The 22,228-nt window shown below is 64.7% G+C and carries 17 protein-coding genes and 1 tRNA gene; 11 read left to right on the forward strand and 7 right to left on the reverse strand.

What is annotated here, in order from left to right:
• Positions 1 to 3: 3 nt before the first annotated feature.
• Both dxs and folE2 read left to right on the forward strand, forming a co-directional pair.
• Entirely contained in the window at positions 4 to 1,908 is a 1,905-nt protein-coding gene (gene dxs / locus G3O00_RS13745) for a 1-deoxy-D-xylulose-5-phosphate synthase (RefSeq protein WP_206143270.1), read from the forward strand.
• A gap of 154 nt (positions 1,909 to 2,062) precedes the next feature.
• On the forward strand, positions 2,063 to 2,872 hold the full coding sequence (gene folE2, locus G3O00_RS13750; protein ID WP_206143271.1) for a GTP cyclohydrolase FolE2: 810 nt from the start codon (positions 2,063 to 2,065) through the stop codon (positions 2,870 to 2,872).
• Positions 2,873 to 2,964: 92 nt separating this feature from the next.
• Here the strand turns inward: folE2 and tsaD are convergent, their stop codons facing one another.
• Positions 2,965 to 4,005: a tRNA (adenosine(37)-N6)-threonylcarbamoyltransferase complex transferase subunit TsaD gene (gene tsaD / locus G3O00_RS13755; RefSeq protein WP_039358123.1), complete on the reverse strand. Its 1,041-nt coding sequence runs from the start codon at positions 4,003 to 4,005 to the stop codon at positions 2,965 to 2,967.
• A gap of 121 nt (positions 4,006 to 4,126) precedes the next feature.
• Here tsaD and G3O00_RS13760 point away from each other — a divergent pair, with 121 nt between their 5' ends.
• From G3O00_RS13760 to dnaG, 4 genes are all read left to right on the forward strand, one after another.
• Complete coding sequence (locus tag G3O00_RS13760) at positions 4,127 to 5,356, forward strand: NAD(P)/FAD-dependent oxidoreductase (RefSeq protein WP_346778973.1); 1,230 nt, start codon at positions 4,127 to 4,129, stop codon at positions 5,354 to 5,356.
• 107 nt (positions 5,357 to 5,463) lie between these two features.
• On the forward strand, positions 5,464 to 5,676 hold the full coding sequence (rpsU, locus tag G3O00_RS13765) for a 30S ribosomal protein S21 (RefSeq protein ID WP_006479415.1): 213 nt from the start codon (positions 5,464 to 5,466) through the stop codon (positions 5,674 to 5,676).
• Between the two features lie 210 nt (positions 5,677 to 5,886).
• Entirely contained in the window at positions 5,887 to 6,333 is a 447-nt protein-coding gene (locus G3O00_RS13770) for a GatB/YqeY domain-containing protein (RefSeq protein WP_206143273.1), read from the forward strand.
• Positions 6,334 to 6,402: 69 nt separating this feature from the next.
• The gene (gene dnaG, locus G3O00_RS13775) at positions 6,403 to 8,274 is read left to right on the forward strand and encodes a DNA primase (protein ID WP_206143274.1); all 1,872 of its coding nucleotides are present in this window, start codon (positions 6,403 to 6,405) and stop codon (positions 8,272 to 8,274) included.
• Positions 8,275 to 8,341: 67 nt separating this feature from the next.
• Here the strand turns inward: dnaG and G3O00_RS44125 are convergent, their stop codons facing one another.
• On the reverse strand, positions 8,342 to 8,476 hold the full coding sequence (locus G3O00_RS44125; RefSeq protein WP_307873380.1) for a hypothetical protein: 135 nt from the start codon (positions 8,474 to 8,476) through the stop codon (positions 8,342 to 8,344).
• Positions 8,477 to 8,729: 253 nt separating this feature from the next.
• Between G3O00_RS44125 and rpoD the strand changes: the two genes are divergently transcribed.
• From rpoD to G3O00_RS13790, 3 genes are all read left to right on the forward strand, one after another.
• Entirely contained in the window at positions 8,730 to 10,784 is a 2,055-nt protein-coding gene (gene rpoD, locus G3O00_RS13780) for an RNA polymerase sigma factor RpoD (RefSeq protein ID WP_346778972.1), read from the forward strand.
• A 129-nt stretch (positions 10,785 to 10,913) separates the two neighbouring features.
• Positions 10,914 to 10,989: transfer RNA gene (locus tag G3O00_RS13785), tRNA-Ile, on the forward strand.
• A 267-nt stretch (positions 10,990 to 11,256) separates the two neighbouring features.
• Positions 11,257 to 12,807 (forward strand): phospholipase D family protein, encoded by a 1,551-nt coding sequence (locus G3O00_RS13790; protein WP_206143275.1) that lies wholly within the window; start codon positions 11,257 to 11,259, stop codon positions 12,805 to 12,807.
• Positions 12,808 to 12,829: 22 nt separating this feature from the next.
• Here G3O00_RS13790 and G3O00_RS13795 read toward each other — a convergent pair whose 3' ends face one another.
• A complete protein-coding gene (locus tag G3O00_RS13795; RefSeq protein ID WP_206143276.1) occupies positions 12,830 to 14,296 on the reverse strand; it encodes a PLP-dependent aminotransferase family protein in 1,467 nt (488 codons plus the stop codon).
• Between the two features lie 302 nt (positions 14,297 to 14,598).
• Here G3O00_RS13795 and G3O00_RS13800 point away from each other — a divergent pair, with 302 nt between their 5' ends.
• A complete protein-coding gene (locus tag G3O00_RS13800; protein ID WP_206143277.1) occupies positions 14,599 to 15,249 on the forward strand; it encodes a pyridoxamine 5'-phosphate oxidase family protein in 651 nt (216 codons plus the stop codon).
• A gap of 135 nt (positions 15,250 to 15,384) precedes the next feature.
• Here the strand turns inward: G3O00_RS13800 and G3O00_RS13805 are convergent, their stop codons facing one another.
• Positions 15,385 to 17,088: a DUF3300 domain-containing protein gene (locus G3O00_RS13805; RefSeq protein ID WP_206143278.1), complete on the reverse strand. Its 1,704-nt coding sequence runs from the start codon at positions 17,086 to 17,088 to the stop codon at positions 15,385 to 15,387.
• Between the two features lie 451 nt (positions 17,089 to 17,539).
• Entirely contained in the window at positions 17,540 to 19,372 is a 1,833-nt protein-coding gene (locus tag G3O00_RS13810) for a S53 family peptidase (RefSeq protein WP_206143279.1), read from the reverse strand.
• A gap of 795 nt (positions 19,373 to 20,167) precedes the next feature.
• Here G3O00_RS13810 and G3O00_RS13815 point away from each other — a divergent pair.
• Positions 20,168 to 20,938, forward strand: coding sequence for an APH(3')-II family aminoglycoside O-phosphotransferase (locus tag G3O00_RS13815; RefSeq protein WP_346778974.1), 771 nt, complete (start codon positions 20,168 to 20,170; stop codon positions 20,936 to 20,938).
• 118 nt (positions 20,939 to 21,056) lie between these two features.
• On the opposite strand, the gene G3O00_RS13820 is transcribed toward G3O00_RS13815, so the two are convergent.
• On the reverse strand, positions 21,057 to 21,527 hold the full coding sequence (locus tag G3O00_RS13820) for a VirK family protein (protein ID WP_206143281.1): 471 nt from the start codon (positions 21,525 to 21,527) through the stop codon (positions 21,057 to 21,059).
• A gap of 79 nt (positions 21,528 to 21,606) precedes the next feature.
• Positions 21,607 to 22,218, reverse strand: coding sequence for an ankyrin repeat domain-containing protein (locus G3O00_RS13825; protein WP_206143282.1), 612 nt, complete (start codon positions 22,216 to 22,218; stop codon positions 21,607 to 21,609).
• Between the last annotated feature and the right edge of the window lie 10 nt (positions 22,219 to 22,228).

The raw sequence follows: 22,228 nt of genomic DNA on the forward strand, positions 1-22,228 counted from the left end.
ACGATGTACGACTTGCTGAAAACCATCGACGACCCGGCGGATTTGCGCCGCCTCGATCGTCGCCAACTTCAACCGCTCGCGGATGAACTGCGCGCGTTCGTGCTCGACAGTGTGTCGAAGACGGGCGGCCATTTGTCGTCCAACCTCGGGACGGTCGAGCTGACGATCGCGTTGCACTACGTGTTCAACACGCCGAACGATCGGATCGTCTGGGACGTGGGCCACCAGACCTACCCGCACAAGATCCTGACGGGCCGCCGCGACCAGATGCATTCGCTGCGCCAGCAGGACGGCATCTCGGGCTTCCCGCGTCGCAGCGAATCCGAATACGACACGTTCGGCACCGCGCACTCGAGCACGTCGATCTCGGCCGCGCTCGGCATGGCGATCGGCAGTCAGCTGAACGGCGACGACCGCTTCTCGATCGCCGTGATCGGCGACGGCGCGATGACGGCCGGCATGGCGTTCGAGGCGATGAACAACGCGGGCGTGTCGGAAGACGCGAAAGTGCTCGTGATCCTGAACGACAACGACATGTCGATCTCGCCGCCGGTCGGCGCGCTGAATCGCCATCTCGCACGCCTGATGTCGGGCCGCTTCTATGCGGCTGCGCGCGCGGGCGTCGAGCGCGTGCTGAGCGTTGCACCGCCGGTGCTCGAACTCGCACGCAAGCTCGAAGAGCATGCGAAGGGCATGGTCGTGCCGGCCACGCTGTTCGAAGAGTTCGGCTTCAACTACATCGGTCCGATCGACGGTCACGATCTCGATTCGCTGATCCCGACGCTGCAGAACATCCGCGAACTGCGCGGTCCGCAGTTCCTGCATGTGGTGACGAAGAAAGGCCAGGGCTACAAGCTCGCCGAAGCGGATCCCGTGCTCTATCACGGCCCCGGCAAGTTCAACCCGGCCGAAGGCATCAAGCCGTCGACCACGCCTGCGAAGAAGACGTACACGCAGGTGTTCGGCGAGTGGCTGTGCGATGAAGCCGAGCGCGATACGCGTGTCGTCGGCATCACGCCTGCGATGCGCGAAGGCTCGGGGATGGTCGAGTTCGAGAAGCGCTTCAAGGATCGCTACTACGACGTCGGCATCGCCGAGCAGCACGCGGTGACGTTCGCGGGCGGCATGGCAACCGAAGGCCTCAAGCCGGTCGTCGCGATCTACTCGACGTTCCTGCAGCGTGCTTACGACCAGCTGATCCACGACGTCGCGCTGCAGAACCTGCCGGTCGTGTTCGCGATCGACCGCGCGGGCCTCGTCGGCGCGGACGGTGCGACGCACGCGGGCGCGTACGATCTCGCGTTCATGCGCTGCATCCCGAACATGACGATCATGGCGGCGTCCGACGAGAACGAATGTCGCCAGATGCTGCACACGGCGCTGCAGCAGCCGAACCCGACCGCCGTGCGCTATCCGCGCGGCGCGGGCACGGGCGTGCCGACGGTGAAGGAATTCACCGAGATCCCGCTCGGCAAGGGTGAAGTGCGTCGCCAGACGTCGCAGCCGGAAGGCAAGCGCGTTGCGATCCTCGCGTTCGGCACGATGGGCGCACCGTCGCTCGCCGCGGCCGAGGAACTCGATGCAACCATCGCGAACATGCGCTTCGTGAAGCCGGTCGATGCGGCGCTCGTGCGTGAACTCGCCGAGACGCACGACTACCTCGTCACGGTCGAGGAAGGCTGCGTGATGGGTGGCGCGGGCTCGGCCTGCGTGGAAGCCCTGATGGAGAGTGGGGTTATCCGACCCGTACTACAATTGGGCCTCCCTGACCTGTTCATCGATCACGGCGACCCCGCGAAGCTGCTGTCGCAATGCGGCCTCGACGGCGCGGGTATCGCGAAATCGATTCGCGAACGCTTTCTGAATCCGGCGGCTGACGTCGCCGGTCAGGCGAAGCGCGTCGCATAAGCTGGCGCCGCCTGCGGGCGGTGCCGGTGCGACTGGCGCAACCGGTCTTCATTGATGCGGAAAACATGGGCCTGCGGGCCCATGTTGCTTTTCCGGCTGCCGCATGACGCGGCGTGCGCGTCGTCGAACGCGCGGCTTACAAGGATTGAACAAGATGAACCAGATGAATCCCGCCTTCGTGATGCCCGACGTGCAGAGCACGGTGGATACCCGCCAGATTCCGATTCAGCGCGTGGGCGTGAAGGCGGTCCGGCATCCGTTGACGGTGTGTACCGAAAGCGGCGACGTGCAGCCGACCGTCGGTGTCTGGAACCTCGATGTCCGCCTGCCGGCCGACCAGAAGGGCACGCACATGTCGCGTTTCGTCGCGCTGCTCGAAGAGAACCGTGCGCCGCTGACGGTCGAGCGTTTTCGCGCGATGCTCGCATCGATGCTCGAGAAGCTGGAGGCCGAAGCCGGTCGCATCGAAGTCACGTTCCCGTACTTCGTGAACAAGACGGCGCCGGTGTCGGGCGTGCAGAGCCTGCTCGACTATGAAGTGACGCTCGCGGGCGAAAGCCGCAACGGCGACACGCGCCTGTTCCTGAAGGTGCTCGTGCCCGTGACGAGCCTGTGCCCGTGCTCGAAGAAGATCTCGCAGTACGGCGCGCACAACCAGCGCTCGCACGTGACGATCGACGCCGAGCTCGCGGCCGACGTGCCGGTCGAGGCGCTGATCCGCATCGCGGAAGAAGAGGCGTCGTGCGAGCTGTGGGGCCTGCTGAAGCGCCCGGACGAGAAGTTCGTCACCGAGCGTGCGTACGAGAACCCGAAGTTCGTCGAGGATCTCGTGCGTGACGTTGCGCAACGTCTCGACGCCGACGAGCGTGTGGCGGCGTATGTGCTCGAAGCCGAGAACTTCGAGTCGATCCACAATCACAGCGCGTATGCGCTGATCGAACGCGACAAGCGGCAAGCTGCATAACGCCGCGGCGTTTTGTCGTGCCGATGTAAAAAGGCCGCTCGAATGAGCGGCCTTTTTGTTTGCCGGTGCGACGTTGCGTCGCATCGCATGGCTCAGCGCGCGAGCGATGCGAGATCCCAGCGCGGCTTCACCGTGAATGCGTAGTCGGCATTCGCCTGCTCGGGCCAGCGGCCGAGCCGCAATGCGCCTGCGAGCGCAATCATCGCGCCGTTGTCGGTGCAGAGTGCGAGATCGGGGTAGTGCACATCGAAGCCGCGCTTGGCCGCGGCGGCCGACAGCGCAGCGCGCAACTGGCGGTTCGCGCCGACACCGCCCGCGACCACGAGGCGCTTGAGCTTCGTCTTCTTCAGCGCGGCGAGCGACTTGGCGACGAGCACGTCGACAGCCGCGTCGACGAAGCCGCGCGCGAGATCGGCCTTCGCGCGTTCGAGCGCTTCACCTTCGAGCTTCGCCGCTTCGAACTTCTTCATCTGCGTGAGCACGGCCGTCTTCAAGCCGCTGAAGCTGAAGTCGAGATCGCCCGAATGCAGCATCGGGCGCGGCAGTACGACCGCACCCGGCGTGCCGGTTTCGGCGAGCTTCGACACTTCCGGGCCGCCCGGGTAGCCGAGGCCGATCAGCTTGGCCGTCTTGTCGAACGCTTCGCCGGCCGCGTCGTCGAGCGTTTCGCCGAGCGTTTCATACACGCCGACGTCGGTCACGCGCATCAGCTGGGTGTGGCCGCCGGACACCAGCAGCGCGACAAACGGGAATGGCGGCGGCTCGTCGACGAGCAGTGGCGACAGCAGGTGGCCTTCGAGGTGATGGATGCCGACGGTCGGCTTGTTCCAGGCGAGCGCGAGCGCATTCGCGATGCTCGCGCCGACCAGCAGTGCGCCGGCAAGGCCGGGGCCCTGCGTGAATGCGATCGCATCGATGTCGTCGCGGCGCGTGCCGCTTTGCGCCATCACCTCTTCGAGCAGCGGCAGCGCGCGGCGGATGTGGTCGCGCGACGCGAGCTCGGGCACGACGCCGCCGTATTCGCGGTGCATGGCGATCTGCGAGTGGAGCGCGTGCGCGAGCAGGCCGCGCTGCGTGTCGTAGAGCGCGAGGCCGGTTTCGTCACAGGAGCTTTCGATGCCGAGAACGAGCATGGGTACGGGCAGGGCACGCCATATCGGGCGCGCCGCAGGAAGGTCAACGTAACCGGAAAGTATAGCAGGCGAGGGCCCGCTGCCGCTGGCCGCGGCCCGGGCCCGATGCCGGGCAGGTACAATCCGCGCCATGGAAACTTATGACATCGCCGTGATCGGCGCGGGCGCCGCCGGGATGATGAGCGCCGCGGTTGCCGGGCAGCTCGGCCGCCGCGTCGTGCTGATCGATCACGCGCCGCGGCTCGCCGAGAAGATCCGCATCTCGGGCGGCGGCCGCTGCAACTTCACGAACCTGTACGCCGGCCCCGACAACTACCTGTCGTCGAATCCGCATTTCGCGCGCTCGGCACTGGCGCGCTATACGCCGCGTGACTTCCTCGGGCTGCTCAAGCGCCATCACGTGACCTGGCACGAAAAGCACAAGGGCCAGCTCTTTTGCGACCACGGCAGCGACGCGATCATCGACGTGCTGAAGCACGAGTGCGATGCGGGCGGTATTGCGTGGCGCCGGCCAGTCGTCGTCGACGCGGTGCGCCACGCGCCGGCCGACGGTTTCACGCTCGACACGCAGCAGGCGGGGACGATCAGTGCGCGCGCACTGATCATCGCGACCGGCGGCCTGTCGATCCCGAAGATCGGCGCAACCGACTTCGGCTACCGGATCGCCAAGCAGTTCGGTCACAAGCTCATCGATACGCGGCCCGCGCTGGTGCCGTTGACGTTCGCGCAGCAGGACTGGGAGCCGTTCGCGGCATTGTCCGGCGTGTCGCTCGAGGTGCGCGTATCGACCGGCGACAAGAAGCGCGGCGGCGAATTCGTCGAGGACCTGCTGCTGACCCATCGCGGCCTGTCCGGGCCCGGGATCCTGCAGATCTCGAGTTACTGGCAGCCTGGCGACCCGATTCGCGTCGATCTGTTGCCGCAGCGCAACACGGTGGCCGACCTGCTCGACGCGAAACGCACGTCAAAGCGCCAGATCGGTTCGCTGCTCGCGGACTGGGTGCCGTCGCGCCTCGCGCATGCGTGGCTCGACACCCACCGCGTCGCGGCCGACGCGCGGCTCGCGGACCTGCCCGACAAGACGCTGCGCCAGGTCGGCGACGCGCTGTCGGGCTGGACGCTGACGCCGAACGGCACCGAGGGCTACAAGAAGGCCGAAGTGACGAAGGGCGGGGTCGATACGCGCGACCTGTCGTCGGCAACGATGATGAGCGCGCGCGTCCCAGGGCTGTTCTTCGTCGGCGAGGCAGTGGACGTGACGGGCTGGCTCGGCGGCTACAACTTCCAGTGGGCGTGGGCGTCCGGCACGGCGGCCGGACAAGCCGCGGCGGAGTATTCGCGCGGTGCCTGACGGGGCCGGGCCGGCGCCGTTTTGGCGGGATCAGGCCCCGTGCCTTTAGGCAATCGCTCTGCTATACTCGGTAGCCTTTCCCTGCAATCCTTTATTCGTGTCGGATCATGACGATCATTCGCGTTAAAGAGAACGAGCCGTTCGAAGTTGCAATGCGTCGCTTCAAGCGCACGATCGAGAAGAATGGTCTGTTGACCGAGCTTCGTGCGCGAGAGTTTTACGAGAAGCCGACCGCGGAGCGCAAGCGCAAGAAGGCTGCTGCAGTGAAGCGTCATTACAAGCGTATTCGCAGCCAGACGCTGCCGAAGAAGCTGTACTGAACGATTGGGCGCCGCGCGGTTCGCTGAGCGGCGCACCGGCGACTCCGTGCGATCGGGTGATCGCGAAAGATCGAGCATGATCGTGCGACCGATCAGGCGAGCCGCCGATGCCGGATTCGAGCAACCCGCTTGAGACACTGTCCCAAGCGGGTTTTTGTGTTGACGCCCTTTTGGCGGGCGTCGGATTCACATTTCCTTCCCGGGTGAAAGATGAGTTTGAAAGAGCAGATCAGCGAAGACATGAAGGCCGCGATGCGCGCGAAGGAAAGCGAGCGCCTGGCAACGATTCGCCTGCTGATGGCCGCGATCAAGCAGCGCGAAGTCGACGACCAGATCACCCTCGACGACGCGGGCATCACGGCCGTGATCGACAAGATGATCAAGCAGCGCAAGGATTCGATCAGCCAGTTCCAGGCAGCCGGCCGTGACGACCTCGTCGCGAAGGAGCAGGCCGAACTGGTCGTGCTGGGCGACTACATGCCCGAGCAGCTGTCGGAGGCCGAAGTGGCCGCCGAAGTCCAGGCAGCGGTCGCGCAAACGGGCGCCGCCGGCCCGCAGGACATGGGCAAGGTGATGGGCGTGCTGAAGGGCAAGCTCGCCGGTCGTGCCGACATGACGGCCATTTCCGCGCTGGTCAAGGCCGCGCTCACGAAGTAACACCCGTTTCCCCGGCGCGCAGTGCGTGCGCCGGGGTGTCGTATTGTCTTTTTTTCGCTCGATCCCACGGTGATTCCGCATTCGTTCCTGCAGGACTTGCTGAACCGCGTCGATATCGTCGACGTGGTGGGCAAGTACGTGCAGCTCAAGAAGGGCGGCGCCAATTTCATGGGGCTGTGCCCGTTCCATAACGAAAAGAGCCCGTCGTTTACCGTCAGCCCGACCAAGCAGTTCTATCACTGCTTCGGTTGCGGGGCTCACGGCACGGCGATCGGCTTCCTGATGGAACACGCGGGGCTTACGTTCCCGGAGGCGGTGCAGGATCTCGCGCAATCCGTCGGGCTGACCGTGCCGCACGAGCCGTCGATGCGTGGCGGCGGTGGCGGCGGTGGTGGCGACTATCCGGCACCGGTGTCGAAATCGGTCGCGACCGCGTTGTCCGACGCGATGACCGCAGCGTGCGACTACTACCGCAAGCAGTTGCGGGGCGCAACCGTCGCGATCCAGTACCTGAAGAACCGTGGCTTGACCGGCGAAATCGCCGCGCGCTTCGGGCTCGGCTATGCGCCGGACGGCTGGCAGAACCTCGAAGCCGCGTTCCCGGACTATCGCGACGAGTCGCTCGTCGAGTCGGGGCTCGTGATCGTCAGCGAGAAGACCGATGCGCAGGGCGCAGCGCGCCGCTACGACCGGTTCCGCGAGCGGATCATGTTCCCGATCCGCAACGTGAAGGGGCAGGTGATCGGCTTCGGCGGGCGCGTGCTCGGCAGCGGTGAGCCGAAGTATTTGAATTCGCCTGAAACCCCGCTGTTCAACAAGGGCAGCGAACTGTACGGCCTGTTCGAGGCCCGGCTCGCGATTCGCGAGCGCAAGTACGTGCTGGTCGTCGAAGGCTACATGGACGTCGTCGCGCTCGCGCAGCTCGGGTTCCCGAACGCGGTCGCGACGCTCGGCACCGCATGCACGCCGATTCACGTGCAGAAGTTGTTGCGCCAGACCGATACCGTCATTTTCAGTTTCGACGGCGATTCGGCCGGGCGGCGTGCGGCCCGGCGCGCGCTCGAGGCCTGCCTGCCGCATGCAGGGGACAACCGCACGATCCGGTTCCTTTTTCTGCCGGCCGAGCACGATCCGGACAGCTATGTGCGCGAGTTCGGCGAGGAGGCGTTCTCCCAGCAGGTCGAGCGCGCGATGCCGTTGTCACAATTTCTGCTGAACGAAGCAATTTCCGGCAAGGCGCTCGATCAGCCGGAAGGCCGCGCGAAGGCGCTGTTCGACGCGAAGCCGTTGTTGCAGGCGCTGCCCGCGAACGCGTTGCGCGCGCAGATCATGCACATGTTCGCCGACCGCCTCGATATTCCGTTCGAAGAGGTCGCGGGGCTGTCCGACGTCGATACGCGGATCGCGGCACCGCCGCGCCAGGCGCCCCCGCGCAGCGAGCGCCGCCGCGTGACGGACAGCGAAAAGCGTGCGCTGCGCACGCTGGTGATGCATCCGCGCATCGCGTCGCAGCTCGACGACGAACAGCTGGCGACCCTGCGCGCGTTGCCGCGCATCGGCGAACTGTTCGCGGAAGTCGTCGATCATGCGCGCGCGCTGGGCGACGGCGCGGAGTTCCGGCTGCTGTCGGATGTCCTGCGGACGTCCTCGAATGGAGCGACTTACGAGGAAATCTTCCGCGAAATTCTGGACTATGATGAAAACGTCCGCGACTTGCTGTTACAGAATCCGGAAGACGAGACGGTGCCCGAGCGGCAGCGTGAACAGGAACGGATCGCGGGGGAGGAACTGCAGGCGGCGGTGCTCAAGATGCGTTACGACGCCTGCTGCGACCGGCTTGACAGGCTGGCGCGGCAATCCACCTTCACACCCGAGGAATTGGCCGAATTGACGGAATTGAACCAGCAGCGAACCGACATGAAGCGTCGGCTCGGGCTGTAGGCGGCCGGGGGAGCTTAGAGAGGGTTCCCCAGCGTGCTATAATATAAGGTTTCCAGCGGTTTGTTTTCTAAGCAGAGGCGAGAATCGCGATGGCAAAGACGACAGGCGGAAAGAAAGCAGCAGGCAAGGGCTCGACGGAGCCGACCAAAAAGGTCACAGCGGCCAAGTCTGCTTCTTCCACCAGGACAACGTCTTCAGCCACGTCAGCCCCTGCAGGAAAGAAAACCGTGGCCGGCACTGCTCAGGCTGCGCCGGCTCCGGCAGCCAGAACACGGGCTGCCGCCAGACCCGACTCCGGGCCGGCCAAGCCGGCGGCGAAGCGGGCAAGTGCGAAAAGCGCAAGGGACACGACTGCCGCCGCGGACGAAACGGCAGTACGTACTACTCATGCACCCACGGTTCAACCGGCTGTCGTCCAGCAGCCGCGAGTCGATATAGCCGGTACGGCGAACTCCATGACCAAAAAGCTGAACGAAGTATCCGTCGAAGACGACGCAAATCAGAGCGACGAGCAGCCTGCAGCAGCACCGGCTGCACCGGGCAAATCCAAGGTGCGCGATCGTCGCGCCAAGGAAAAGGCGCTACTGAAGGAAGCGTTCGCGACGAGCACGCCGGGTACGGCCGAGGAGCTCGAAGAGCGCCGCGTGAAACTGCGCGCGCTGATCAAGCTCGGCAAGGAGCGCGGCTTCCTCACGTACGCCGAAATCAACGACCACCTGCCGGACAACTTCACCGAGACCGAAGCCCTTGAAGGCATCATCGGTACGTTCAACGACATGGGCGTGGCGGTCTACGAGCAGGCGCCGGACGCGGAAACGCTGCTGCTGAACGACAACGCACCCGCCGCGTCGTCGGACGATGAAGTCGAAGAGGAAGCCGAAGTCGCACTGTCCACCGTCGATTCGGAATTCGGCCGCACGACCGATCCGGTCCGGATGTACATGCGTGAAATGGGCACGGTCGAGCTGCTCACGCGCGAAGGCGAAATCGAGATCGCGAAGCGGATCGAGGACGGCCTGCGCCACATGGTGATGGCCATCTCCGCGTGCCCGACGACGATCGCCGACATCCTCGCGATGGCCGAACGCGTCGCGAACGAAGAGATCCGCGTCGACGAGCTCGTCGACGGCCTGCTCGATCCGAATGCTTCGGACTCCGCGGATACCGACGGCTTCTCCGCGAAGGAAGCGGAAGCCATCGAGAACGAGGACGAGGAAGCCGAAGAGGAAGAGGAAGAAGAGGAAGAGGAGGAAGATGACGGTGCCGCGCAGGCATCGGCCAACGCCGCCCAGCTCGAAGCCCTCAAGCGCGCCTCGCTCGAGAAGTTCTCGCAGATCAGCGAGTGGTTCGACAAGATGCGCCGCGCGTTCGAAAAGGAAGGCTACAAGTCGAAGGCCTACCTGAAGGCGCAGGAAACGATCCAGACCGAACTGATGACGATCCGCTTCACCGCGCGTACCGTCGAACGCCTGTGCGACACGCTGCGTGCGCAGGTGGACGAAGTGCGTCAGGTCGAGCGTCAGATCCTGCACATCGTCGTCGACAAGTGCGGCATGCCGCGCTCGGAATTCATCGCACGCTTCCCGGGCAGCGAGACCGATCTCGACTGGTCCGAAAAGATCATGGCCGAAGGCCATTCGTACAGCGCGGTGCTGTCGCGTAACGTTCCGGCGATCCGCGAACAGCAGCAGCGCCTGCTCGACCTGCAGGCGCGCGTCGTGCTGCCGCTGAAGGACCTGAAGGAAACCAACCGCCAGATGGCGGCCGGCGAACTGAAGGCACGCCAGGCGAAGCGCGAAATGACCGAGGCCAACCTGCGTCTCGTGATCTCGATCGCGAAGAAGTACACGAACCGCGGCCTGCAGTTCCTCGACCTGATCCAGGAAGGCAACATCGGCCTGATGAAGGCGGTGGACAAGTTCGAATACCGTCGTGGCTACAAGTTCTCGACCTATGCGACGTGGTGGATCCGTCAGGCCATCACGCGCTCGATCGCGGACCAGGCGCGTACGATCCGTATTCCGGTTCACATGATCGAGACGATCAACAAGATGAACCGCATCTCGCGGCAGATCCTGCAGGAAACCGGTCTCGAGCCGGATCCGGCAACGCTCGCCGAGAAGATGGAGATGCCGGAAGACAAGATCCGCAAGATCATGAAGATCGCGAAGGAGCCGATCTCGATGGAAACGCCGATCGGTGACGACGACGATTCCCATCTCGGCGACTTCATCGAGGACACCAACACGGTCGCGCCGGCGGATGCCGCGCTGCATGCGAGCATGCGCGACGTCGTGAAGGACGTGCTCGATTCGCTGACGCCGCGCGAGGCGAAGGTGCTGCGGATGCGTTTCGGTATCGAGATGAGCACCGATCACACGCTCGAGGAAGTCGGCAAGCAGTTCGACGTCACGCGTGAGCGGATCCGTCAGATCGAGGCCAAGGCGCTGCGCAAGCTGCGTCACCCGAGCCGTTCCGACAAGCTGAAGTCGTTCCTCGAAGGGAACTGATTTCCAGCGTCTCTCCTGCGAACGCCACCGGTATCCGTGTGATACCGGTGGCGTTTGTCTCCTTTGTTGTTACAATGCCGGCCCGGCTTCTTTGTCGGGGCGGCGTGTGACACGCTTCGCTTCTCATCAGGGCTTGTAGCTCAGCGGTTAGAGCAGTCGACTCATAATCGATTGGTCGCGGGTTCGAACCCCGCCGGGCCCACCAGATTTCATGCGCGCGATTGCGCAGCATGCCGAAAACCCGCGATGGCTTCATGCCTCGCGGGTTTTTCTTTGCGTGGGCGCGTGACGAGCGTCGTGATCAGGAAAGTACCGAGAGGGTGCCGCGCTGCAGTCAATCGAAGGTATGCTGTAGCGCGGCCGTTCCACGCGCGACATCGGTTGCGGCCGAAGGCAAGCCAAACCAAACAGCCCCCGCGATCCATTCGGCGGCGAGAATAAACAGACTTCGGCCGGGAGTGGGACGGCAATCATGACCATGCTGCGTTCGTGGGGTGCGATTCTTTCGTTGCTGGCGCTCGTTGCATGCGCGAGCCTGCCGCCGCAGGCCGATCGCGCGCAGACGCACGCATACACCGATACGGACAACACGCGGCTGGGTGTCGCGTTCCAGCAGCAGGCCAGTACGCATCCGGGGCAGGACGCGTTTCATCTGCTGACCGATCCGGTCGACGCGCTGGATGCGCGCGTGTTGCTGGCCGATCGCGCAGACCGTTCGCTCGACCTTCAGTACTACATCTGGCACGACGACCTGACCGGGCATGAACTGGCCGACGCGATCATTCGCGCGGCCGATCGCGGCGTGCGCGTCCGTGCGCTGCTCGACGACCTCGGCACGAATGCGGACGATCGCAAGCTGCTCGAGATCAGTTCGCATCCGAACATCGAGATCCGGCTGTTCAATCCGGTCGCCACGCGCCGGTTCAAGAAGATCGGCACGGTGTTCGAGTTCTCGCGCGTTAACCGGCGCATGCACAACAAGGCGATGATCGCGGACAACCAGGCGGCGATCGTCGGTGGCCGCAATATCGGCGACGAGTATTTCGGCGCATCGTCGATGCTGGAGTTCGGCGATCTCGACGTCGTCGTTCACGGCCCGGTCGTGAAGAACATCTCGACCGAATTCGATACGTTCTGGAATTCCCCGTACGCGTACCCGATCAGTGCGCTGGTCGGGCATGACGCGGCGCCTGGCGGGCTGGACCGCGAGCGCGAACGGTTGCGCGACTACCTGAGGGCCATGGAGGACAATCCGTACGTGCTCGAGGCCAGGCAGCGGCTCGACCGGATCGTTCACGGGCAGGGCACGGAATTGTCGTGGGGCCACGCGACGGTGCTGTACGACGATCCGGCGAAGATCGCGCATGCGCCGAAGGACAGCGACGGGCACCTGATGCCGCAGTTGCGGGCACTCGCATTGCAGCCCGAACATGACCTGCTGATCGTGTCGCCGTATTTCGTGCCGGGCAAGGAAGTCGTCGAGCGGCTGCGCGCGCTCACGGCGCGCGGCGTGCGCGTGACGGTGCTGACCAATTCGCTCGCGTCGACCGACGTGGCGGCCGTGCATGCGGGCTACCGGCACTACCGCAGCGATCTCGTGGCCGCCGGCGTGCGGCTTTACGAGCGGCGGCCGTCGGGCGACAAGAGCATTTCGAAGCAGGTCATCATCGGGTCGTCGCGTGCGTCGCTGCATGCGAAGACCTATGTGTTCGATCACAAGAGCATTTTCATCGGGTCGATGAATCTCGATCCGCGCTCGCTGAACCTCAATACGGAAATCGGCGTTTACTGCGAGAGCCCGGCGATTGCGTCGCAGGTGGCCAACGATCTGGAAGCACGGCTCGATCGAATCGCGTGGCGCGTCGAGCCAAGGACCGATTCGGCGGGCAAAGGGCAGCTCAAGTGGATTCAGACCGATTCGGACGGCAAGGTCACCGTGCTCGATCACGAACCGGAAGTGTCCGCCGCGCGGCGGATGGAAGTCTGGTTCCTTGGGCTGTTCCCGATCGAATCGCAACTGTGAGCGACGATGCTGCGCGCGCCATTCAGCAACGCGTGCGGCCGTGCTGCTCGATGACGGCCGCGAGCTGCATCGTCGCGGTCTCGATCGTCGCGTCGTTCAGCCCGGAGTATCCCAGCACGAAGCCGTTGTACGGCCGGCCGTCGCCGACCCGATAGCTGCTCAGCGGCTGAAGCAGCAGGCCATGCGCGGCTGCCGCGCGGGCGATATCGGTATCGTGCAGCGGCAGCGCGAGATCCGTCGACAGATGCATGCCGCCCGGGCTTTCGCGAACGCTCAGCACGGTGCCGAGGTGGCGGGCGAGTGCCGCCTCGAGGCTGCTCCGCCGCTCGGCATACAGCGTCCTCATCCTGCGCAGGTGTCGCGCAAAGAGGCCGGTGTCGATGAATTCGGCCATCGCCAGTTGATCGGCCGAGTGGCCGCGATGGACGAGTTCGCGCAGCGTGCTGGTGAAGCGGTCGACCAGAATCGGCGGAACCACCATGAAGCCGAGCCGGAGGGCGGGAAACATCGTCTTGCTGAAGGTGCCGAGATAGCAGACCGGTGCGTCGGCATGCAGGCCCTGGATCGCGGGCAGCGGCTGGCCGCCGTGGCGGAACTCGCTGTCGTAGTCGTCCTCGATGATCCACGCGCCGCACGCCTGTGCGTGCTCGACGAGCGCCGCGCGCCGCCGGGGGCTCATCAGCGCGCCGAGCGGGTATTGGTGTGACGGTGTCGTATAAATCAGCCGGGGCGGCCGGGTGCGCCACTGTTCGTCGGTTGGCGCCATCCCTTCGTGGTCGACCTCGATCGGCACGAGATCGAGGCCGGTCGAGCGGAATGCGGTTCGGGCGCCGTTGTAGCAGGGGTTCTCGAGCCAGCCATATTCACCGGGATTCGCCAGCATGCGCGCGCACAGTTCGAGGCTGCTTTGCGTGCCGTCGGTAATGAACACCTGGCCGGTGTCGCAGCGCACGCCTCGCGAGACCCGGATGTAGGCGGCCACGGCACGCCGCAATTCGGGCAGCCCTTCGACGGGGCCGTAGGCGAGTTGAGCGGGCCTGATGACTCTCCACGCACGCTCGATGCAACGGCGCCATTGGGCAACGGGGAATTCATCGAGCGAAGGGAGGCCGGGAACGAACGGCAGCATGCGTTCGGGTTCGGGATCGGTGTTCTCCAGACCGTGCACGCGCTCGGACAATCGAACCGGGGCCGGGCCGCTTTCGAGCTCTACGCCAGGCCGGCCGCATCCGTCCCATAACGTGATCGTGCCGTTGCGCGTGGCCGCCACGAAACCTTCCTCGGCAAGGCGCTCGTACGCATAGACCGCCGAGTTGCGCGCGATACCCAGTTCAGCTGCGAGCGCGCGCGTCGACACGAGTCGCGTGCCGGGCGGAATGTGTCCGTCCAGCAGCATGTTGCGCAGGCTCCGGTAGAGGGCTTCCTGCTGGCTGTGGCGTGTCGAGCCGTCCTGTCTGGAAAGCGAGGAGATGAGCAGCGCGAGATCCATGGGCTGGTTCCAGAATTTTTCGTTGAGCTGGTTCTTTTGAAGATTCGACGCGCATCGTATCGTTCACGTTCTCGCGGTGCCGGCCGGTGCGCGGGCATTCCCGGCGATCGTCACGCGCGTATTTTGATCGATTTGGCAAGCGACTGTCGATGGGCTGATCGATCGGGCGCTCAGGCGTGGAAGTCGCACCTCTCCGATTCGATTAGATTCGGAGTGCAAAGATATTTCGAGCGAATGCCTGCGTCTTGCCGGAATGCGACCGGCTCGATGCGCGCAAGGGCGCGCGAACAGGAAAACGAAACATGAAAGACCAAACCTTCATCTCTCCCACACCCCGCACCACCATTCGCCGACTGCCGGAACTGGCAAGCCACGATCGCGAGAAGCTTCATCGTATCGTGGACGAGGCCTACGTCTGCCACATCGCGTTCGGTGCAGGCGAGGACACGCATTGCATCCCGACCGCGCACTGGAGACGGGGCGATGACCTCTATATTCACGGGTCCAATGGCAGCCGGATGATCAAGGCGCTGTCGGCGGGTGCACAGGCCTCCGTTGCGATTACGTTGCTGGACGGTCTCGTGTTGTCCAGGTCGGCCTTCAACCATTCGATGAATTATCGATCCGCAGTGATCTACGGGCGGTTCGAGATGGTGGAGGGCAGTGCGGACAAGCTGGTGGCCCTGGATGCACTGATGGACAAGATCGCGCCCGGTCGCAGGCATGACGCGCGGCCCGGCAACGAGAAGGAACTCAATGCGACCAGCGTGCTGCGGATTGCCCTTGCGGAAGCCGCTGTAAAAGTCAGCGATTCAATGCCGTCCGACAAGGAAGAAGATCTTGCGCTCGCTGTCTGGACGGGGATCCTGCCACTGAAGATGACACGCGGTGCGCCGGTTTATGCGGGCGGCGACATGCCGGTGCCGGACTACGTTCGCAACTGGGCCGAGTGAGTTGCGCGGCCAAGCCGCGCGGTATTGCGGAAAACGGCGGCGCGCGGTGTTGGGGCGCGCGGGTTCCGCATGGTCGCGAGACGCTGGTTGCGCCGGCCGGCAGCGCGAATGCCGCGCTGCCGTGACGGGGGCGTTTCACTCGGTGCGGTGCTCGTGCTCGTCGTGCGGCGGATGCGACTCCGCAGGGTGCGGATGCGGCGCGGCCGCGTGCTCGGGGGCCGGTTGCCGCGGCTGCGGGGCCGCGTGCTCCTGCGGTTGTGCCTCGTTGCGCGGCGACGTTTCCTTGCGTTGTTGCTGCTGAGCCTCGTTGCGTTGCTGCATTTCTTCGCGCTGCTGTTGCTGTGCCGCATTGCGTTGCTGCAGTTCCTCGCGCTGCTGTTGCTCCGCTGCGTTGTGTTGCTGCATTTCCTCGCGTTGCTGCTGCTGTGCCGCGTTGTGCTGTTGCATCGCTTCGCGTTGCTGCTGAGCCTCGTTGCGCTGTTGTTGCTGCAATTGCTGCTGCTGCGCGGCCGCGCGATTTTCTTGCGCGGCGTGCTCCTGCTGCATGGCCTGCTGCCGCTCGTCGCGCATCGCGCCGGGTGCATGCTGCGCAGGTGCTTCGGCATGCGGTTCGTTCGCCCGGTTCTGCGCGAATGCGTCGGGCGACGGCCGTGCGCCGGGGCGTGTGTCGTTCGCGCCGAAGTGCGGCATCGTCATCGGCACGGCGCCCGGGCGTTGCTCCATGGCCTGCCCGCGCATCGGCTGCGCGCCCGGCTGCATCGCGTTGCGTTCGATCGTCGTGTTCGTCGTGTTGTTGGTGACGTTGCCGCCGTAGTTGTTCGTGATCCGCGTATTGCGAATGTTGGTGATGTTGTTGATCACGGTGGTCGACTTCGACACGTACGTGGTGTGGTTGTACACCACGGCCGGGCGCTGCCAGCCACCGTGCCAGCCGGGGCCTTCCGGACGTGGCGCGCCCCAGTTCATGCCCCAGGCATGCCAGCCCCAGTCGTGGTGCCCGAAGATCGCGGCGCCGACGGCGATGCCGACGCCGAACGTGATCACACCGGCGGCAACGACTTCACCCGTGCTGTATGAAGGCGGCCGATACACGTAGCCGGGGTAGGACGAAACCGGCTCGCCGTAGACGACCGTCGGGTTGTAAGACGGGACATAGACGACGTCGGGTTGTGCGGACTCGATCTCGATGGCCTGTGCAGGCGGCGGCACGATCGCCGGCCCGGCGTAGACCACGGGCGCATCGGTGGCCGGCGTGTAACCGGCCGGTGCGGCCTGCTCGATCTGCGTGACCCGCATCTGGCCGCCCGAGCGGAGATGGCCGGACGTCTGCGCGCGCTGGCGCATCACCTGGATCGCGTTCATCACGTCGGTGGGGTCGTTGTAGTAAGCCTGGCCGAGCGAGGTGGTCCAGGCCGGGTTCGACGCCATCTGCGACAGCACCGCGGGGAACGCGGTCAATGCCTTGACGGACGGGTCCCACGGCTGCGTATCGGCTGCGGTTGCGAGTGCCTGTCCCTTCAACGACGGATTCTGCATGACCCAGTTGTTGGCGGCCGTGACCTGGTCCGGGTAAGTTGCACCCGCAAGCACCAGCGCGACGAGCTTGTCGGGGAACAGTGCGATCGGCGCGACCATCTGGTAGAGCTGGTCGGCAGTCGGCGGCGTGTAGGCGACGGGCGTCGATGCGGGCTGGGCCGCCGCGGCCGCGCTCGCGTCGCTGGCCGGAGCAGCGGTGCTGCTGTCGCCATTCTTGTTGCAGGCCGAGAGGCCGAGCAGCGACACGATGAGGGACGACGCGATCAGCGTCCTGACGGGGCGGTGTGCACGAGTGTTGTTCATGTTGTTCGTTCGGTGTTGTGTCGGCGTTGGCAGGCACGCGGGCCGCGCGATCGGCTTGAGCACTGTGCCGCGACCGTCCACGCCTGTTCCGGGGGCATCGGCCGGGGCAGGCGGCAAGGTCGTGTTCGCATGGTGATTGTCCCGCGACGAATCGATATATCCAGTTAAACGCGCGACACGCGCGGAGGTTGTCCGGGTGTTGTGTAACAGTGTGTGTACCTTGCAGTCCGTAAGCGGGCTGGCACTGCCCGGGTAATGAACATGAAAGTTGTTTGCGCAACGATTGCAAGGTCGGAGAGGGGGCGTCGCGCCGGAAGCTGTTCCGCGAGAGTAAGCGGAACGCAAAAAACCCGCGAAGGCCGTGCGGCCGTCGCGGGTTGTTCAAACGATCACGTCCGGTTCCCTGCATGCGCTGCGGTGCGCACGCGGAACCGGGGCGGTCATCGATCCATCAGCGTGCGAAATCCGATGTGCTCTGGATGAACGAGTTCAGCTTCGAGATGTTCACGCTGCCGAAGCCCGTCGTCGCGTCCCAGCCGGCCTTCGCCTTGTAGCCGTAGGTGCCGCTGCCGTTGTTGCCGGACGTGACGTCGTGCAGCAGCGCCGCGTTGCTCGGGAAGTACTTGTAGATGCTCGACGCGGGGAACCCGAGCGCATTGTTGTTCGCGGACTGCAGGCGCGCCCAGATCCCCGTGAAGATCGGCGCGGCGAGGCTCGTGCCGCCTTCGTTGTTGAGGTAGCCCGAGCCCCACAGCGTGTCGGACGTCTGGCCGTTCACGACGAGAATCGCGCCGGTGCGCAGGTCGGCGTCGAAGCCGACGTCAGGCAGTGCGCGCTTGGTCGATCCCGTGAGGCTCGACGATTGCCACGACGGTGCGGCTTCGTACTTGCTGTACCCGCCGCCCGTCGACCACACGGTGCCCGGCTGCCAGCTCGGATCGTTCCAGACGATCTCGCTGTTGTACGCGTTGGTCGACGTATTGGTGAACAGCGTCGTGCCGCCCACCGCGATCACGTACGGCGACGTTGCCGGTTCGCTCACCGTGTAGGTCGAGCGCGACGGCGTGCCGCTCGCACATTCGTACGCGCCGTGGTCGCCGGCGGATACCGAGAAGGTCTGCCCCTGCGCGACCGCCTGCTTGAAGATCGTGTCGTCGGTTGCCTGCGAGCCGGTGCTGTTCGCGGACGATTCGCACACGCCGAGCGACACGTTGATCACCTTCGCGACGTTGTCGGTCACGGCCTTGTTGTACGCGGCGGTGATCGCCGTGAGCGTCATCGACGGCGCGACGTAGAACACGACCTGCTTCACGCTGCCGCCGGCCGCGCCGACGATCGACTGGCTGTCGAGGTTCCATTCGACGGTGCCGTCGGTGTCGGTGTACGAGCTGCCGGACGGGCCCGTCTTCACGATGCTGCTGCTGATCGCGCCGAGGCTGTTGTTTGCGGCGAACGTATTGAGGTCGCTCACCGTCTGCGACAGGTCGCCTTCGGAGATGATGCCGACGGTGGTCTGCGAGGCGGTCGGCGTGCCGTCGCCGCCGTAGATCGACGAGAATTCGGTCGGGTTGTGCGGCACCGCCGATGCGCCGGCCGGAATCGTCAGGTTGCTTGTGTTGCCTTGCGGCTGGCTGCCCGCGCCCGTGTGCATCAGCTCGACGTTCTGCAGGCCCAGCACCGAACCCACGACGCCGCCGATCGCGTTCGGCACTTGCGCGGCGTCGGTATTCGCGTAGACGCTGCGGCCGTTGCGCGTGAAGCGCTTGAGCGTCGTGCGAAACGCGGACTTGATGGTGGCCGCGGTGCCGGACGCGGAGACCAGCAGGCGGTTCGGCGCGACCACGATGTTCACGAAGCCTTCCTTGCGCAGATGCGCGACGACCGAGGCGACCTGCTGGTCGGTCGGCGCATATTGCGCCGCGAACTGCGCCGGCGTGAGGAACTGCCGGTAATGCGGTGAACCAGGCGTGTGCAGGTCGTGCAGATACTGGTCGAGTTGCGCCTCGTTGCGCAGGTTCAGGCCGAGCACGATGTCCACCGACTCGCCCGGCGCCATCTCGACGGCTGCTGCTGCAGCGGCAGCGGTGCTCGCGGCCGGCGCGCCGGCGGTACCGGCTTCGTTCTGCTGCACGAGCGGCAGGAAACCCTTGGTGTGCGTTTCCGTCCAGCCGGCCGCAGGCGCGGCGTAGGCGGTCGCCACGCCGAACGATGCGGCGGCTGCGGCGGCGAATGCGAGCTTGATGAAGCGATTGTGCTTTTGATTCTTGTCTGCAACCTGATTCATTTGAATTACCCCTCCGGTTGAACATCGAACAGCACGAACAACAACGGTCGACAGCGGTGCGGGTCATGCACCGCCGATTTCTGTCGCACGCGTGCGGATGGCACGGACGCGACAGGGCCTTTCGCCCGATCCGGAAAGGTGTTTTTTCTCCGGGGGCGAAATACGGAAAACGCGGTAACGGGAAGGCTGCGCCGCGATACGACGCAACCGCGCCGGACAGGGCGCGGGCGGGATTGCTAGAGCAACAGTTTCGTTGTCCTGCTCATTTGATTCGATCCTTCGGCCCGCTGCCGGATGGCAGTTGTCCAATGAGATGCATCGGGATGTTGCATGCGCCGGCGCGCGAACAAGACAGCCGGCGGCGAGCACTGCGGTGTGGCGGAAGCGAAAAAACGTAGAGCGGAAGCGATTGCGTGGTGAGCAATTCGTCAGATTGCTTGCATCGGACGGTATCAAGAACGAAAGCCGGGTGTCAAACTTTTTTTGATTATATGAAACTAAATTAAAGCGAATATGTGCAATGTTTTTGAAAATATTGGCAGTGTTTTGTAATATTCGAGGCCGCCAAAGAAAGTAATGCGGAATTCGATTTGCCGATCGTTTCTGGTTTGATGCGTAATGCGTGCAATTGGCCGATCGCGTTCGAGGCCTGACTCGAATCCGGGGGCGTGGCGGAGAAGGTCGAGTCTGCGCGCCGCACGAAGCGGCGCATGAAGTCGCGAGATGTCCGACGTTCCGCATATCGGCCCAGTCAACGAGGATTGAACCTGCGTGATCGATAACGACAAGCTTTGCATCGAAGTACCCGTGACCTGGAAGGCCGCGCTGGCCGATTGCCGATGGACGCAACAGACGGAAGGGCAATCGGATGCCGCGGTGTTCCGGCTCGATGCGCGTGATGGATCGCGTCGGTTCGTCAAGACGGAACCGGCGGGACCGCTGGGCGAACTGAGCGACGAGGCGGCCCGACTGCGCTGGCTTGCGACGACGGGTTTGCCGGGCGCGCAGGTTCTCGACGTCGCGTCGGCGGCGGGGCGCGAGTGGATGCTGCTGAGTGCCGTGCGTGGCGAAAATCTCGAAGTCGCGCGGCTCGGGCCGGCGGCGAAGGTGGCGATCATCGCCGACGCGTTGCGTGCACTGCATCGGCTCGATCCGATAACCTGCCCGTTCGATCATGGCGCGGTGTCTCGTATCGAGCGTGCCCGTGCGCGGATGAACGAGGGTCTCGTTGACGAGGACAACCTCGATGACGCGAATACAGGTGTGCCGCTCGATGAACTATTCGCGAGGCTTCAGGCGAGCAGGCCGTTGATCGAGGACAGGGTCGTCACGCACGGCGACGCGTGCCTGCCCAACTTCATGGTCGAAGACGGCTGCTTCTCGGGTTTCATCGATTGCGGACGCCTCGGTGTGGCCGATCGCTATCAGGATCTGGCACTGGCAACGCGTGATATCGAAGCGGATCTCGGCAGCGAATGGGTCGCGCCTTTCTTTGCCCGGTATGGAATCAAGCAACCCGATGCGGGCCGAATCGCTTTCTACCGGCTGCTCGACGAATTTTTCTGATTCCGCAGGTATTCGCGGGCGATGCACGAGACAGTTTTCCTGTCCCGTGCATCGCCTTGTTTCGTAGTAGTCCTGCTTTTCAATCGAAGATTTTCACGTTCTTTACGGATCTCCTCCGTCAGTCACGCTCGCGCGATGCATAGGCGAAGCGGAGGCCTTCGCCGAGCGTGCACTGGAAGACCTGGGCTGGCGCGACCGGCTGATACGTGGTTGGCGAAAGCGAGCGCACCGTCACCGTCGCGCTTTCATCCTGCATGACGCGGTACTGGATCAGCTCCAGCACCGGCGAGCCGCTGGGCTGGACGATAAGGTGCTGGTTGGCGAATGCGAGCGTATTGCCGCCGACTTCCATGAAGTCGCGTATCGCGAAGCCGCCCGATACGGTGGGTACCGTCGCTGTCGCTTGAGCCGGCTGCGCGTTCCGGCACTGGTTCGGTGAAAAGATTGCGGTCACCGTCACGCCGGCAAACAGCCGCGTGCGCAACTGCCGATACGAATTGACGTTGTCCGGCTGGGGGCTCGCGGCCGTTGCCGCGAGACTGGTTGCCGCGCCGGCGGCAACAAGAACAATGGCGAAGCGATTCAGCATTTTCCTGTCTCCGTGCGATGAAACCACGGGCACGATAGCACGGTGCGCAGGCATTGTTCAGACGGTTCGATCGCGGCAGCTACTGCGCCGCACCTGCATGCCGCAGTGCGTCCACAGCGTCGGTGTTGTCGTGTGACCGCGCGAGCTGCAGCAGCGACTGCCCGCGCCGATCGACATGATTCGGATTCGCGCCACGTGCGACGAGGAGCGGAATCAGGTCGAATCGATTGAACAACGTGGCGAATCCCAGCGCAGTTTCCCCGGCGCCGTTCGTCTGGTCGATCGGGCAATGCGTGTCGATCAGGCGCCGCGCGATGTCGGGTTCGTTCTTGAAGAGGGCACCCATTAGCGCCGTGTTGCCGTGGTGGTCGCCGGCGCATGCGTTTGCGCCGGCCGACAGCAGATAGTCGAGCGCGGCAGGCTGGCCGTCGTAGGACGCGAGTATCACGGCCGTAAAGCCGCGGCTGTCGGTGGCGTCGACGGGATAGCCGGCGTCGTGCAGGGCACGCAGGATGTCGACGCGACCGACGCGGGCGGCATCGAACCAGTCGCTGTCGTAGCGGCGCAGCGCGGCAGGATCGGCCGGCGCGTACGCCGGCTGGTCGGGAAGGTGCGCACAACCGGCGAGCGCGGCCAGCGCCAGGACGGTTGCGGTGGCGCGGATCGTGCGCGTCAGGCGTTCGGATTGCATGAGGATGTCC

This window comes from Burkholderia sp. Ac-20384, assembly GCF_017104605.1.
In the GTDB taxonomy this organism is placed as follows: Bacteria; Pseudomonadota; Gammaproteobacteria; order Burkholderiales; family Burkholderiaceae; genus Burkholderia; species Burkholderia lata.